The organism is Arhodomonas sp. SL1, assembly GCF_052060015.1.
GTDB lineage: Bacteria > Pseudomonadota > Gammaproteobacteria > Nitrococcales > Nitrococcaceae > Arhodomonas.
The window spans coordinates 644864-659006 of sequence record NZ_JBPODZ010000001.1 but is presented as its reverse complement, the minus strand read 5'-3'; the positions used below and the strand labels follow the sequence as shown (position 1 = coordinate 659006).

Genomic DNA, 14143 nt, shown 5'->3' with positions numbered 1-14143 from the left:
CCGTGACGGCCGCGGATGATCCCCGCGGCGATGCCGAGGCCGTCGCCGTGCGGTTGCTCGCGCGGCGCGAGCACTCCGAGCGCGAGCTCGCCCGAAAGCTCGCCCAGCGGGGACACGACGAGCAAGTAATCGGCGAGGTGATTGCCGATCTCGCCGAACGCGGCCTGGTCAGTGATGCGCGCTTCGCCGGGGAATACGTGCGCTCGCGCAGTGCCCAGGGCTACGGGCCGGTGCGGATTCGCGCCGAGTTGGCCCGCCGGGGTGTTGACGAGACGCTGATCGAGCCGCATCTGCCCGACGAGGCCGTCTGGCTGGAGCAGTTGCGGAGCGTTCACCACAAGCGATTCGGGGCCGACCCTCCCGAGACCCCCCGTGAGCGTGCGCGGCGCACGCGGTACCTGCTCAACCGCGGTTTCCCCTCGGAGCAGGTCCGGCGCGTGCTCGACGCCCCGGAAGGGGGGGAGGCGGACGAGTGATCGCGAACATTATGGCGTTATGGGAATGATCAAGACGAGCGCAGAGATCCGGCGGGCATTCCTGGAGTTCTTCCGGGAGCGGGGCCACGAGGTGGTGCCGAGCGCGCCCCTGGTCCCGGGCAACGATCCGACCCTGCTGTTCACCAATGCAGGGATGGTGCCGTTCAAGGAGGTCTTCCTGGGCCGCGAGCACCGCCCGTACAACCGGGCGGTGAGCAGCCAGCGCTGCGTGCGCGCCGGCGGCAAGCACAACGACCTGGAAAACGTCGGCTACACCGCACGGCATCACACGTTCTTCGAGATGCTGGGCAACTTCAGCTTCGGCGACTACTTCAAGCGGGAGGCGATCCAGTACGCCTGGACCTTCCTCACCGAGGTGCTGGAACTGCCCGCCGAGCGCCTGTGGGTGACCGTCTACGAAGAGGATGACGACGCCGCCGCGATCTGGCTCGAGGAGATCGGCGTCGACCCGGAGCGGTTCTCGCGCATCGGCGCCCACGATAACTTCTGGGCCATGGGCGATACCGGTCCCTGCGGGCCGTGCTCCGAGGTCTTCTACGACCACGGCCCCGAGGTGCCCGGCGGGCCACCGGGGACACCGGAGGAGGACGGCGACCGCTACATCGAGATCTGGAATCTCGTGTTCATGCAGTACGACCGGGACGCCGAGGGCACCCTGCACCCCCTGCCCAAACCCTCCATCGATACCGGTATGGGCCTGGAGCGGATCGCCGCGGTGGTGCAGGGGGTGCACAACAACTTCGAGATCGATCTGTTCCAACGGTTGGTGGCCGCCGCCGCCGACGTGGCGGGCACCGACGATCACACCAACAGCTCGCTGCGGGTCATCGCCGACCACATCCGCGCCTGTGCCTTTCTCATCGTCGATGGGGTGTTCCCCAGCAACGAGGGCCGGGGCTACGTGCTGCGCCGGATCATCCGGCGGGCGGTGCGCCATGGTTACAAACTCGACATCGCCGAGCCGTTCTTCCACCGCCTGGTCCAGCCGCTGGTGGGCGAGATGGGGGAGGCCTTCCCGGAGCTGGCGGAGGCCCAGGGGCGTGTCGAGAAGCTCTTGGAGCAGGAGGAGGTCCGCTTCCGGGAGACCCTCGAGCAGGGGCTCAAGCTCCTGGAGGAAGACCTGCGTGACCTTCGGGGCACGGTGATCCCCGGCTCCACGGTGTTCAAGCTCTACGACACCTACGGCTTTCCGGTGGACCTGACCGCAGACATCGCCCGCGAGCGGGGCCTGGAGGTGGACACCGAGGGCTTCGAGGCGGAGATGAGCGCCCAGCGCGAGCGCGCCCGGGCAGCGAGCAGCTTCCGCAGCGACTACGGCAAGGGCGCGGACTACGAGGGCGGCTCTGAGTTCACGGGCTACGAGCACCTCCGCGATACCGGGCGCGTGGACGCCCTCTACAGCGAGGGGCGTGCCGTCAACGAGCTCGCCACCGGCGACGAGGGGATGATCATCCTCGATCGCACCCCCTTCTACGCCGAGTCCGGCGGCCAGGTGGGCGATCAGGGCGTGCTCCTCGGTGAGGGCGTGGAGTTCGAGGTCCGCGACACCGTGCCCTATGGCAATGCCCACGGGCACATCGGTGTCGTGCGCAGCGGCACGATCCGCGCCGGTGATGCGCTCACCGCCCAGGTGGACGGCGAGCGTCGCCAGGCGACGGTCCTCAACCACTCCGCCACCCACCTGCTGCACGCGGCGCTGCGGGAGATACTCGGTGAGCACGTGACCCAGAAGGGCTCGCTGGTGGCCCCGGACCGCCTGCGCTTCGATTTCGCCCACTTCGAGGCGGTGAGCCGTGAGCAGCTCACTGAGCTCGAGCGCCGGGTCAACCGGTGGATTCGTGCCAACGAGCCGGCAGACGTCCGGCACATGGCCTATGACGAGGCCATGGAGTTCGGCGCCATGGCGTTGTTCGGCGAGAAGTACGGCGACCAGGTGCGGGTGATGCGCTTCGGGGACTTCTCCACCGAGCTCTGCGGCGGCACCCATGTGGCACGCACCGGTGACATCGGGTTCTTCAAGATCACCACCGAGACCGGCATATCGGCGGGCGTGCGCCGTATCGAGGCCGTAACCGGCGATGATGCGGTGCGCTGGGCCGAACAAGCCGAGGAGCGCATCGACGCCCTGGCCGCGGAGCTGCGCTCCAGCCCGGAAAATGTGGAGCTGCGCCTGCGTCAGCTCGTCGAGCGCAGCCGCGAGCTCGAAAAGGAAGTCGAGCAGCTCAAGGGACGCCTGGCCAGTCAGGCCGGCAGTGACCTCGCCGATCGCAGCATCGAGTTGGATGGCCTGCGGGTACTCGCCGAGAAGGTGGACGGCGGTGATCCGAAGGCGCTACGCAATACCGTGGACCAGCTCAAGAACAAGCTCGGCAGCGCCGCCATCGTCCTCGCCAGCGTGGACGGGGAGAAGGTCCGCCTCGCCGCGGGTGTGACCAAGGACCTCACCGACCGTGTCCGTGCCGGCGACTTGGTGAATATGGTCGCTGAGCAGGTGGGCGGCCGTGGCGGTGGCCGGCCGGACTTCGCCCAGGCCGGCGGCAACGACCCGGCACGACTGGATGCGGCACTGCAGTCCGTGCCCGAGTGGGTGCGCCGTAACCTCGAGTGAGCCGCGCGCAAGGAACGAATCAGAGAACTCCTGTTAGGAAACACGGATATGGCATTGATCGTACAGAAATACGGCGGCAGCTCTGTGGGCGATATCGAGCGCATCGAGAACGTCGCCCGCAAGGCAATCGCCACGCGGGATGCCGGCCACAAGGTGGTGGTGGTGGTCTCCGCCATGAAGGGCGAGACCGACCGGCTCATGGAGCTGGCGCGGGGCGCCGCCGAGGGGCCAAACCCGCGGCCGCGGGAGCTGGACCTACTGCTGTCCACCGGCGAGCAGGTCACCATCTCGTTGCTCACCATGGTACTCGAGCGCATGGGGGCGCCAGCGCGCTGCTATACCGGCCCGCAGGTTCGCATCCTCACCGACAGCGCCTTCAGTAAGGCACGCATCCAGGACATCGACGACGAGGTCATCCGCGAGGACCTCGAGCTGAATCGCATCGTGGTGGTGGCCGGCTTTCAGGGGGTGGACGAGAACGGTTCGGTGACCACCCTGGGCCGCGGGGGCTCGGATACCACGGCGGTGGCGCTGGCGGCCGCGCTGGAGGCGGACGAGTGCCAGATCTATACCGATGTTGATGGCGTCTACACCACGGACCCCCGGGTCGTGCCGCAGGCGCGCCGGCTCGATCGCATCACCTTCGAGGAGATGCTGGAGATGGCGAGCCTCGGCTCCAAGGTCCTGCAGATCCGTGCCGTGGAGCTTGCTGGCAAATACAAGGTGCCGCTGCGGGTGCTCTCCAGCTTCGAGGAGGGGCCGGGCACACTGATCATGTACGAGGAAGAAGGCATGGAAGAACCACTCATCTCGGGGATCGCGTTCAATCGCGACGAGGCCAAGATCACCGTGCTCGGCGTGCCGGATCACCCGGGTATCGCCGCCCAGCTGCTCGGCCCGGTCTCCAACGCCAATATCAACGTGGACATGATCGTGCAGAACATCAGCCACGAGGGGCTTACGGATTTCACGTTCACCGTCCATCGCAGCGAATACGAGAAGACCATGGAGATCCTGCGCAAGGAGGCGGAACAGCTCGGCGTGCGCGAGGTCTACGGGGATACGAGTATCGTCAAGCTCTCCATCGTCGGCGTGGGCATGCGTTCCCATGCCGCTGTGGCGAGCCGGATGTTCGACGCGCTCGCCGCGGAGGGGATCAACATCCAGATGATCTCCACCTCGGAGATTAAGGTCTCCGTGGTGATCGACGAGAAGTATCTGGAGCTCGGTGTACGGGCGCTCCACCGGGCGTTCGATCTGGACGACAAGGAAGGCAAGACCGTGCGTGTCGAGGGTGAGGAAGGTCACTAGCGACGCGTCACGCGGTCTCGGCCAGGCCACGGAGGGTGCTGGTCGGGGTCGGTTTTTTGGGGTTCACTGTTTTAGGTTCACTGTGTAGCAAGGGTAATCGGCGACTCGCGACCCCGCATGGGCACGACAATAAGTTCTACAAGGGGGAGGGGAGCCGGTGCGCCAAGGAGGTCAAAGGCGATGTTGATTCTCACCCGCCGGGTCGGGGAAACGTTAATGATTGGCGATGAGGTCACGGTTACCGTGCTCGGCGTCAAGGGCAATCAGGTACGCATCGGCGTGAACGCGCCGCGGAACGTCTCCGTCCATCGCGAGGAGATCTATGACCGCATCCAGGACGAGGACGAGTCCGGCGGTTCCGGCGACGGGGAAGCCGGGGAACGGGAATGACCCGGGTTTACGCAGACGGGCATTTTGCGTAAGCTTTGCCCCCGTTGCCGCCAGGACGGCGACACCGGAGAGATGGCCGAGTGGCTGAAGGCGCTCCCCTGCTAAGGGAGTATGGGCTAACGCCCATCGAGGGTTCGAATCCCTCTCTCTCCGCCAGCTTCCGACCGGCGCTGGAGTAACGCCGCGTATAAAAGGCCCGCCCCGTCGGCGGGCCTTTTTTGATTGTGGCCTGCATAGGACGAGGTGATCCCGTGCTTCCCTTCTCCCGCCATGCCTTGCAAGTCCTCACCGCGGCGCTTCTGGCGCTCGTCTTTGTAACCACAGCCCCTGCCCAGCAGGAGGGAGGGAGCCAGGAGGAGCCGGTACAGCAGGCCGATTACGCGGCCCTGGCCGATATCCTCGCCGACGAGCAGGCCCGCGAGCGGTTGATCGGCGAGCTACGACGGCTTGCCGAGGGCGAGGGCGCGTCGCCGGTCCCCGACGAGGCAGAGGGCGCAACCACCACGCCGGAGGCGGCGCCGGCCGGCATGGCGCGGCAGATCGCCGCCGTCACGGCTGCCGCTGCCGAAGCGGTGGGCGAGCGGCTGGCAGAGGCGGCGGCAACGGTCCAGGCCCTCGCCGGCGCGGACGCAGAGGCGGCACCCCTCGATCTGGCCGCTGTGGCACGGGCAGCGATGCCGGTGGTCGTGCTCATCGTGGCCACCCTCGTGGCCTTCGCCATCCTCCGCCGCGTCGCTACCCCCGTCTTCCGTGCCTGTGCCCGCGCGGCGGAACGGCGGCCCGGGCCGCTGCGCCGCGCAGTGTCGATCCTGCTGGCGATGCTCGCCGACCTCGCGATGATCGCGGTGATCGCGTTGGGTGCCTATGCCCTGGCGCTGTACGCCCTGGGCGAGGGCGGGGACCTGCCGGCCTGGGGATCGCTTTTCATCAACGCCTTCGTGGTCACCGAGGGGGTGAAGCTTCTGTTTCGCCTGGCGTTGTCCCCGGCGGAGGATGCATTGCGGCCGCTACCCCTTGCCGGTGCGGCGGCGCGCTACCTCTACCACCGCGTTGCCCGCCTGACAGGGCTGCTGGGCTATGGCCTGCTCGTTGCCGCACCCCTGGTTGCCCAGCACCTGGGGGCGGCGCCCGGCCGGCTTACCACCCTGCTGGTTTCGCTGGCGGCATACGTCTATGTGCTTCGCGTTGTCTTCCGTTACCGCGGCACCGTCGCCGCTGCCCTCCGGGGCGAGGGCGTTGTCGTGGGTGGTGCCGTTCGCCGGCTGCGCCTGGGTGTGGCCGGCATATGGCACTGGCTGGCGGCCGCGTACGTTACCGTCGTCTTCGTCGGCGGTCAGGTGGATCCGGCCGGCACCCTCGTGTTCGTCCTGCGCGCCAGCGTGTGGACGCTGCTCGTGGTGCTGGTGGCCGTCCTGCTGGTGGAGGGCGCCGGCTGGCTGGCACGCCGGCCGATCCGGCTCTCCGAGACGATGCGGCGGCGGCTGCCGTTGCTGGAGCGCCGCCTCAATGCTTACGTGCCCGCGGCGCTGAAGGTGGTGCGGGGCGTGGTGGTCGTGGTCGCGGTGGTCGCGCTGGTGGATCTCTGGGGAGTGCTGGATCTCACCGCCTGGCTGGCCTCGGCGGCGGGCACGACACTACTCGCAACCCTTGCCAGCGTGGCGCTTACCCTGCTCGTTGCGGGCGGTGCCTGGATGGTGGTGGCCAGTCTTATTGAGCACCGGTTGAACCCGAATACGGGTCGCGGCGCCCCGAGCGCGCGGGAGAAGACCCTGCTGGCACTGTTTAGCAACGCCATCGCCATCGTAATTGCCGCGATGGCGGTGATGATCATCCTCTCCCAGATCGGGATCAACATCGGCCCGCTGCTCGCCGGTGCGGGTGTCCTCGGTCTCGCCGTGGGCTTCGGTGCCCAGAAGATGGTCCAGGACATCATCACCGGCGTGTTCATCCAGCTGGAGAATGCCATGAATGCCGGCGACTTCGTCACCGTCGCCGGCATCACGGGGGAGGTGGAGCGGCTGACGGTACGCTCGGTGGGGATACGTGACCTCGCCGGGACCTATCACCTGATCCCGTTCTCCTCGGTGGATAACGTCTCGAACTACATGCGGGGCTTTGCCTATCACGTCGGCCAGTACGGGATCGCCTATCGCGAGGAGGTGGACGAGGCGATGGAGGCTCTGCGTGCAGCCTTCGAGGAGCTCCGTGAGGATCCTGACATGGGTGCCCATATCCTGGATGACGTCAACATCGACGGGGTCACGGCGCTGGCCGACAGCTCGGTGAACATTCGGGTGCGCATCCGCACTGTTGCGGGTTACCAGTGGGCGGTGGGTCGCGCGTACAACCGCCTGGTCAAGCGCCACTTTGATGCGGCCGGTATCGAGATCCCCTTCCCGCACATGACGATGTATTTCGGGCAGGAAAAGGACGGCACTGCGCCACCGGCCCATATCGCCCTGGATGCCTCGGCGCTCCCGGAGGGCTCCGGAGTTCGTCGCAGCGACGCCGCCCTCCCACCGGAGTCGGCCGCTGGGGAGGATGGCCGGGATGCCCCGCCCGGGGCGGCCCGGCCGTCAGAGGGTGGAGACTGACGGGCGCCTCCCGTCAGCGCCCGGGTGTGCGCGACTCGTGCAGGGCGTCCTGGGCTTCCCGGGCCGCCGGGTCATGGGGCAGACGCCGGGGCTTCGCGAGCCATTCCCGGCCCTTGAGCATGAGGTCGAAGTAGATGCCCGGCATCCACTTCTCCTTGAGCATCCACATGGTCCACCGCGGCACCGTGGGATCCAGGGGGAAGGTCGGCAGTAGCTTCCCGCCATAGCCGAACTCCGCGAGCACCACGCGGCCCCGTTCGACGGTGAGCGGGCAGGAGCCGTAGCCGTCGTAGACCGCCCGGCAACCCCGGCCCTCGAGGGTGGCGATGACGTTCTCTGCGACCACCGGCGCCTGCTTGCGCACCGCGGCCGCTGTCTTGGCGTTGGGGGCCGAGGAGGCGTCCCCGAGGCCGAAGACGTTGCCGTAGCGCACGTGCTGGAGCGTCTCGGCATCGACCTCCACCCACCCGGCCTCGTTGGCGAGGGGGCTGGAGCGGACGAAATCCGGCGCGGTCTGGGGCGGGCAGACATGGAGCATGTCGAAGGACTTCTCCACCACCTCCTCACCGTCGTCGCTGGTGACCCGGAACCAGGCCTTGTGGGCGGGACCATCCACGGCGATCAGATTGCTGTTGAAGTTGAGGTCGATGCCATACTTCTCGACATACTTCATCAGCGGCGGGACGAACTCCTTCACCCCGAAAAGCACGGCCCCGGCATTATTGAACTCCACGTCCACGCCGTCGAGGACGCCGCGGCGGCGCCACTCATCGCAGGCCAGGTACATCGCCTTCTGCGGCGCGCCAGCGCACTTGATGGGCATGGTGGGCTGGGTGAACAGCGCCTTGCCGCCATTGAGGTTCTGCACCAGCTCCCAGGTGTAGGAGGCCATCTCATAGCGGTAGTTGGATGTGACCCCATTGCGGCCCAGGGTATCCGAGAGGCCCTCGATGGCGTCCCAGTTGAGCTTGATGCCGGGCGCGGCGACAAGGGTCCGGTAGCCGAGCCGCTCGCCGTCCTCGAGTACCACCGCGTTGTGCTCCGGCTGGAAGGCCGCGGCGGCGGCGCGGATCCATTGCACCCCCTTGGGCATGACCTCCGCCATCGGGCGCACCGTCTGCTCGCGGCGGAACACACCGCCGCCCACCAGGGTCCAGCCGGGCTGATAGTAGTGCTGTTCACGCGGCTCGATGACGGCGATATCCAGATCGCGGCGGCGGGCGAGCAGGCTCGCGGCCGTGGCCAGGCCGGCCGCGCCACCGCCGACGATGACCACATCGTAGCGGCGCGAGGGGGCGGCCTCGGCACCCCTGCCGGGATCGCTGTGCTCCCAGGCGGCCTCAAGGCGCGGACGCAGGCCGTTGAGCTCGTAGCCGGCCGCGGCGCAGGTCTGAAGGATCGCGTCGGGGGTGAGATGCCGCGCCTCGTGCAACGCCCAGAGCGTGGTGGAGCGCGTTCCCGTGCGGCAGAAGGCCACCACGGGCCCGCGGGTACCCTCGATGACCTCGGAGAAGCGTTGCACGTCCTCGTCGGCGATCTGCCCGGAGACCACCGGCAGGTGATGGTAGCTCATCCCGAGGCGCTCGGCGGCGGCGGCGAGCTCCCCGCCCTCCGGCTGATCTTCGCCCTCGTTGTCGGGACGATTATTGATGATCGTCTGGACGCCTTCTGCGGCGAGAGCGCCCAGGTCACCGGGACGGAGCTGTGTGGTGACCGCATAGAACGGTGACAGGTGCTTGACGGATTCCATGGCTCCTCCTCGGGCATGGGTGGGTGCTGTGCGGTGGCCGGCACTGCGCCCGGGACGTCCCCGCGCTGCCGGCGCACGTCTCGACGATCCCTAAACTTTTACTCTTTCCGAATCAGGATGTCAATTTTTGGTTATATAGTTATGCGATAATGGACTATAGGGGCTATGGGGGATGATAGGCCACTAGCACGCCCCGGGGGACGAAGCGTCGGCGTGCCCCGGGGCGTTGGCGGATCGCAAGCGATTGCATGGATCGGAAGGATCGGCGCTGATGGGGCGTTCACCCATCGCCAGCGGTGGCCTGACTATCCCTCCTCCACACAGATCTCGTGACGTGCGACGGCCACGACGGTACGGCCGACGAGCACCGCCACGACACCGGTCACCAGTACCAGTAGCGCACCGGCGATGACCGCCAGCCAAGCCGTCCCCACCGAGGCGTACATAGTGAAGGCCGCCACCGTCATCGCGGCCAGGGGGAAGGAGTAGGCCCACCAGGAGAGGAAGAACTGCAAACGGGTGAAGCGTCGGTACTGGGTCAACAGCAGCAGCACGAGGAACAAACCCGCGTGGAAGAGGATCCGGGCGAATCCGTCCGGCTCGCCGCCCGTGAGGCGAAGGTAAGAGAGGAAACCCACCGCCGGCGGTGCCACTAGGATGAACAGCGTGGGCATCAGGCGCGCGGGCAACGGCTGATGGAAGATCATGCGGTAGACGACGATGGTCATCAGCACGATCCAGAACAGCAGCCCGATGCTGAAGAAGAACCAGGACACCTCGACCAGTCCCAGTGGGACACCGGCGATGGGGATGAGGATGTTGCCCACCGCCGGTATGAACCAGGCGGGGTTCATATGCTGGATCTCGAAGTGCTCGTGGTGCAGCCAGCTGTTCATCACGTAGAGGGTGAAAACGAGGTGGGCAAGACTGCCGGTGGCCCAGAGCACAAGGGCCAGACGGGACAGGGCAGGGAGGGCAAGGGTCCCGAGCAGGATCAGGCTGATGGAGATGGTCGGGAAGAAGCTCAGCTTCACGGGATGCCGGAGCTCACCGATGACGCTCGCCGGGTAGCGCACCAGCTTCGCGGCGTAGAGCACCACGATCACCAGAAACAGCGCTGCCACCAGCGGACGCAACGTGTCGGCGACCAGCATGGGCAGGCCAGCGGCATGGGCGGCGCTCTGCCAGGCGAGCGTCAACCCCGCCATGCCCATGACAACGGAGAACATACTCACTGGGAAATGGCGGAGACGGCTATCGGCGGTGGGGTTATCCCGGGTTGCCAAGGTGGATCGCTCCTATTCTTCCAACTCCTCGTAACCGGTGATCATGGGCCGGATGAGGCTGAAGATCGTCGGGCCCATGGTCGCCATGTACACATGGGCAATGATGAAGATGAGCATGGCGAAGGCGGCGGCGGTATGGACCATTGCCACCAGGCCCAGGGAAAGGCCATCCGCGCCCACGACGTGCCACTGGTTGTAGAACAGATAGGCAAGCCCCGAGATCCAGATGACTGGTGTGATCAGGAGCTTGAAGCCGAGATACGCGAGGCGCTGCAGGGGATTGTGCTTGGCCCGGCTGGTTTTGCGGAACGGATGGGACGCCCCCGTGAAGGTGCCGATGAGGTAGTAGCGGGCAACCGCTCCCAAACGGTGGGTGGTGGGAATGAACTGCCGCCACTCCCCGGTGGTGAAATGCCAGAAGATCGCGAAGACCCACAGGGCGATGAGGGCCCAGGCGGCGATGGTGTGGGTCTTCACCGCCATCCCGAAACCGAGCAAGGTGTAGCTGCCGTGGATCTCGAAGCCGGTGATCAGCATCGCGAAGATCAGCAACGCCTGGCTCCAGTGCCAGAAGCGTTCGAAGCGTTTGTAGATCATCACCTCGCGCATCAGTGCTGCCTCCTTCGCCGGCTGATGATGCGAGCGACACCGTGCAGGAGCACGCCGCCGAGGGTGAGCGCCACCAGTGTCCAGCCGGTGGCGTCCACGGCGACGCTGCGGTCACGACCGGGCAGATAGAACCCGCCGAGGGCGTCCAACCGCCCCTGGCGGGCGTGACAGGAGCCGCAGGTGACCGCGTCCTCCGCCGGGGCCACCATGTGGGTGATGGGCCAATACATCGCCGTCTCCACGAAGCCGAACTCCCCGCTGTAGGGCTGGCCGGCGTACGCGGTGCCGGCCTCCAGCGCCTTCGCCCAGTCGAAGTTGGTCCAGAGTGCCGTGTCGTCGTCGCCGAAGACGTGGTTCACCAGCAGGGTGTGGTACTCGGCGTCGTAGGGCTGGCGACCGTGCATGGTCTTAAAGGGCCACAGGCGGGCGTTGGGGTCGTCCGGGCCGCCGTCGAAACGGTTGATCGCCACCGGCGCATCGTCGGGGTCGATGACCTCGTCGCGCAGGGTGTAGCGCATCACGCCATCGAACCAGTAGTAGTCCGGCACCACGTCCTCCCCGTGGCGGAAATCCCCCTTGGTGGAGAGGTAGGCGATGTGGCCCTGTTCATCATAGCGCTCGATGGGATTGCCGTCCTCGTCGAGCTTCCCGGCCGTGGACCAGTCCCACCATGTCTTGGTGGCCACGCCGCCGCGGGCGAACTCCGGCACGTGGCAGCTCTGGCAGGCCACCCGATCGATGTGGTCGTTGACCTTGGTTTCGCCATGGGGGGCGTTGCCGTGGCAGGACGCACACGAGCTCCGGGTCTCATCGCTGTGCCCGGGCACGTCGATCCCATGGGGGTCGAACGGCTTGGTGGCGTAGCGGCTGCCCGTGACCTGATGGCCGCCGGCGGTATGACAATCCGAGCACACCAGGCCGGCCCCTTCCGGCGACATGTGCACGTCAAGGCCGCGCGGCGGCTCCTCCAGCGAGGAGTCCAGGTCGCCGTGCTTCACCCCGTCGGCGCCCCCGCCGTAGAAGTGACAGCTGCCGCAGTTCGCCCGTCCGCTGGGGCCGACGTTGCGGGCGATACGGCCGAGATTCGGGGGCTGGCGGACACCCTCGTCGGTGGGTTGCGGCTCATAGAGGGGATGGCCCGCCTCCGTGGGGACCTTCCAGTACTCGCCGGTGGTGTCGTGGCAGACGAGACAGTCCACCTGTCGTTCCGCAGTGGGTGCGGGCTCGCGCATGTCCTCCCAGCCGTAGCCGGCGTGGCAGCTGGTGCAGCGGGGCTCGTTGGAGGCGACGGTGCCGCAGAAGCTGTTGACCACATGGCGTTTGCCGAGGAGTTGGCCCGTATCCGGATGCTCGAACTCCCAGGTCCAGTGCAGCGATTCCTGCAGCTGGGAAGCGGCCTCGGTATGGCAGCTCAGACAGGCCTCGGTGACTTCCGGGCCGCTGGCGAAATCCTGCTGGAGGATCTCGAACCGAGAGTGATCCGCGGTGGAGGGCGCGTCGCCCTCGATCGCGGTCGCCGTCGCTGCCAGGAGCAGGCCGACGGCCAGGGTGAGCCGCTGCAATAGAAGAGCCAGCCGGGACATGTTTCCTCCCTGAACGGCGGATACGTATCCGGCCGAGGCGGCGGCGCGCCGCCGCCTCGGGCTTAGGCTACGGGATCAGACGTTCCGCGCGCTCCCGGGATTGGGTCCACTCATGGAGGGAACCGTCGTAGAGGGCCGCATCGGCGTGACCGCCCACCTCGCTGATGGCGAACCACGCCATTGCCGAGACGTGGCCGGAGTTGCAGTAGGTGACCACCGGCTCGTCCTCGCCGATCCCCATGGCGGCGAGTACCTGCCGGACCTCGTCGGGAGAGCGCCAGTAATGGACGCCATCCCGAGCGACGGAGAACAGGGTGAACGGCACCGGCACGGCACCCGGCAAATGGCCGCTCGCCTGGACGTAGTCCTTGGTGAACAGACCAATGAACTGTTCGAGGGGACGATTGTCCGTCAGCGTCGCGGAGCGGTCCTCGAGGATTGCCTCGACATCTTCAGCGGAGGCATGGATCTCCGGCCGGGCCGCGCGGGCCGTGAAGTCACCGGCGTCGATGCCCTCGGCGGGAGCGGTGCTCGTCTCTCCACCGGCGTCCCGCCATGCGGCGACACCACCATCGAGCACCGCCACGTCCTCGTGGCCGTAGTAGCGCAGGGCCCAGTACAGGCGGGCGGCCACGGTCATATCACCGTTGACGCTCGTCCCGGAGGGCGTGATGACCACCCGTTCATCGCTGTTCACCCCCGCTTCGCGCATGACTTCAGAGAAATCGTCGGGATCGGGCAGGAGATAGCGCACGGGCCCCGCCGGGGTGTCGTGCTCGACGGCGAGACGGGCGTAGGGGATGAAGGGAGCGCCCACGATGTGGCCGCTCTCGTCAAAGGCCTCCGCGGACTTCGCGGTCTCGACGACGTGGACGTCGTCGCGATTCGCCATCAGCCAGTCCGCGGAAACCAGCGCCGCCGGCGCGGCCAGGGCCACGCCCGGTGCCAACGCCAGTGCCGCCACTGCGGCACCGCGAAGGGTGGAAAGAAAGGATGTTTGAGCCATGACAGCACCTCCCATTGTTGGGGCGCCAGAGTGTCGATCGTCGACGATGCTTCAGAAGGTGAACAGCCGTGTGGCCGGATCGGCCATCACCTCGCCGATGGCCATCGGCGTAGCCACGCCGACACCATCACGCAGGGCGGACTTCTCCATTCCCCCAGTGGGCAGGAAAATGGCGCAGACATCCACTTGCACGCCCGCCTCGATCAGTCCGCCGAGCATCTGCCGGGGGGCCATGTCCGGCGGCTGAACCGCCTCGCCACCCACGTCGGAGCCGGAGACGGCCATGCCGCCGGCGGTGTCGCAGAGCAGGATCTGGGCGCTGCCGCCGTCCTTCACCCACTGGCGGGTCAGGATCAGGGCCATGGCCTGGGTCTGGGTGGAGTCATCGGTGATGACCGTAAGCATATGCCGGTCTTCGTGCTCGGCGGCCCCAGCGGTGCCGGTGAGGACGAGGGCGAGCACGAGGGCGATAAGAAAGCGTTGCATGGGAACCTCCATGGTTGGCCGCA

Annotated in this window: 11 protein-coding genes and 1 tRNA gene; 6 read left to right on the top strand and 6 right to left on the bottom strand. The window is 67.1% G+C overall.

Annotation, left to right across the window (positions count from 1 at the left end; all coding sequences use genetic code 11):
• Positions 1 to 2 precede the first annotated feature (2 nt).
• The 6 genes from ACQ754_RS03150 (at position 3) to ACQ754_RS03125 (ending at position 7400) form a co-directional block, all read left to right on the top strand.
• The gene (locus tag ACQ754_RS03150) at positions 3 to 476 is read left to right on the top strand and encodes a regulatory protein RecX (RefSeq protein WP_440995532.1); all 474 of its coding nucleotides are present in this window, start codon (positions 3 to 5) and stop codon (positions 474 to 476) included.
• 25 nt (positions 477 to 501) lie between these two features.
• Entirely contained in the window at positions 502 to 3105 is a 2604-nt protein-coding gene (alaS, locus tag ACQ754_RS03145; protein ID WP_440995531.1) for an alanine--tRNA ligase, read from the top strand.
• 48 nt (positions 3106 to 3153) lie between these two features.
• Positions 3154 to 4416, top strand: a complete 1263-nt coding sequence (locus tag ACQ754_RS03140) for an aspartate kinase (RefSeq protein WP_440995530.1) — start codon at positions 3154 to 3156, stop codon at positions 4414 to 4416.
• Between the two features lie 180 nt (positions 4417 to 4596).
• The gene (gene csrA / locus ACQ754_RS03135) at positions 4597 to 4806 is read left to right on the top strand and encodes a carbon storage regulator CsrA (RefSeq protein ID WP_440995529.1); all 210 of its coding nucleotides are present in this window, start codon (positions 4597 to 4599) and stop codon (positions 4804 to 4806) included.
• A gap of 66 nt (positions 4807 to 4872) precedes the next feature.
• Positions 4873 to 4962 (top strand) — tRNA-Ser (locus ACQ754_RS03130).
• 95 nt (positions 4963 to 5057) lie between these two features.
• The gene (locus ACQ754_RS03125) at positions 5058 to 7400 is read left to right on the top strand and encodes a mechanosensitive ion channel domain-containing protein (protein WP_440995528.1); all 2343 of its coding nucleotides are present in this window, start codon (positions 5058 to 5060) and stop codon (positions 7398 to 7400) included.
• Positions 7401 to 7413: 13 nt separating this feature from the next.
• On the opposite strand, the gene ACQ754_RS03120 is transcribed toward ACQ754_RS03125, so the two are convergent.
• From ACQ754_RS03120 to ACQ754_RS03095, 6 genes are all read right to left on the bottom strand, one after another.
• Positions 7414 to 9150, bottom strand: a complete 1737-nt coding sequence (locus ACQ754_RS03120) for a TIGR01244 family sulfur transferase (RefSeq protein WP_440995527.1) — start codon at positions 9148 to 9150, stop codon at positions 7414 to 7416.
• Positions 9151 to 9455: 305 nt separating this feature from the next.
• Positions 9456 to 10436: an SLAC1 anion channel family protein gene (locus tag ACQ754_RS03115; protein WP_440995526.1), complete on the bottom strand. Its 981-nt coding sequence runs from the start codon at positions 10434 to 10436 to the stop codon at positions 9456 to 9458.
• 12 nt (positions 10437 to 10448) lie between these two features.
• The gene (locus tag ACQ754_RS03110; RefSeq protein WP_440995525.1) at positions 10449 to 11045 is read right to left on the bottom strand and encodes a cytochrome b/b6 domain-containing protein; all 597 of its coding nucleotides are present in this window, start codon (positions 11043 to 11045) and stop codon (positions 10449 to 10451) included.
• Entirely contained in the window at positions 11045 to 12628 is a 1584-nt protein-coding gene (locus ACQ754_RS03105) for a tetrathionate reductase family octaheme c-type cytochrome (RefSeq protein ID WP_440995524.1), read from the bottom strand. Before ACQ754_RS03105 ends, ACQ754_RS03110 begins: the two co-directional genes overlap by 1 nt.
• Positions 12629 to 12695: 67 nt before the next feature.
• Positions 12696 to 13634 (bottom strand): sulfurtransferase, encoded by a 939-nt coding sequence (locus tag ACQ754_RS03100; protein WP_440995523.1) that lies wholly within the window; start codon positions 13632 to 13634, stop codon positions 12696 to 12698.
• Between the two features lie 51 nt (positions 13635 to 13685).
• Positions 13686 to 14120, bottom strand: coding sequence for a hypothetical protein (locus tag ACQ754_RS03095; protein WP_440995522.1), 435 nt, complete (start codon positions 14118 to 14120; stop codon positions 13686 to 13688).
• Positions 14121 to 14143: the final 23 nt, after the last annotated feature.

Coding starts and splice junctions, on each gene's coding strand:
- alaS (WP_440995531.1), top strand. CDS start 502: ATGATCAAGACGAGCGCAGAGATCCGGCGGGCATTCCTGGAGTTCTTC.
- ACQ754_RS03140 (WP_440995530.1), top strand. CDS start 3,154: ATGGCATTGATCGTACAGAAATACGGCGGCAGCTCTGTGGGCGATATC.
- csrA (WP_440995529.1), top strand. CDS start 4,597: ATGTTGATTCTCACCCGCCGGGTCGGGGAAACGTTAATGATTGGCGAT.
- ACQ754_RS03120 (WP_440995527.1), bottom strand. CDS start 9,150: ATGGAATCCGTCAAGCACCTGTCACCGTTCTATGCGGTCACCACACAG.
- ACQ754_RS03110 (WP_440995525.1), bottom strand. CDS start 11,045: ATGCGCGAGGTGATGATCTACAAACGCTTCGAACGCTTCTGGCACTGG.
- ACQ754_RS03105 (WP_440995524.1), bottom strand. CDS start 12,628: ATGTCCCGGCTGGCTCTTCTATTGCAGCGGCTCACCCTGGCCGTCGGC.
- ACQ754_RS03100 (WP_440995523.1), bottom strand. CDS start 13,634: ATGGCTCAAACATCCTTTCTTTCCACCCTTCGCGGTGCCGCAGTGGCG.
- ACQ754_RS03095 (WP_440995522.1), bottom strand. CDS start 14,120: ATGCAACGCTTTCTTATCGCCCTCGTGCTCGCCCTCGTCCTCACCGGC.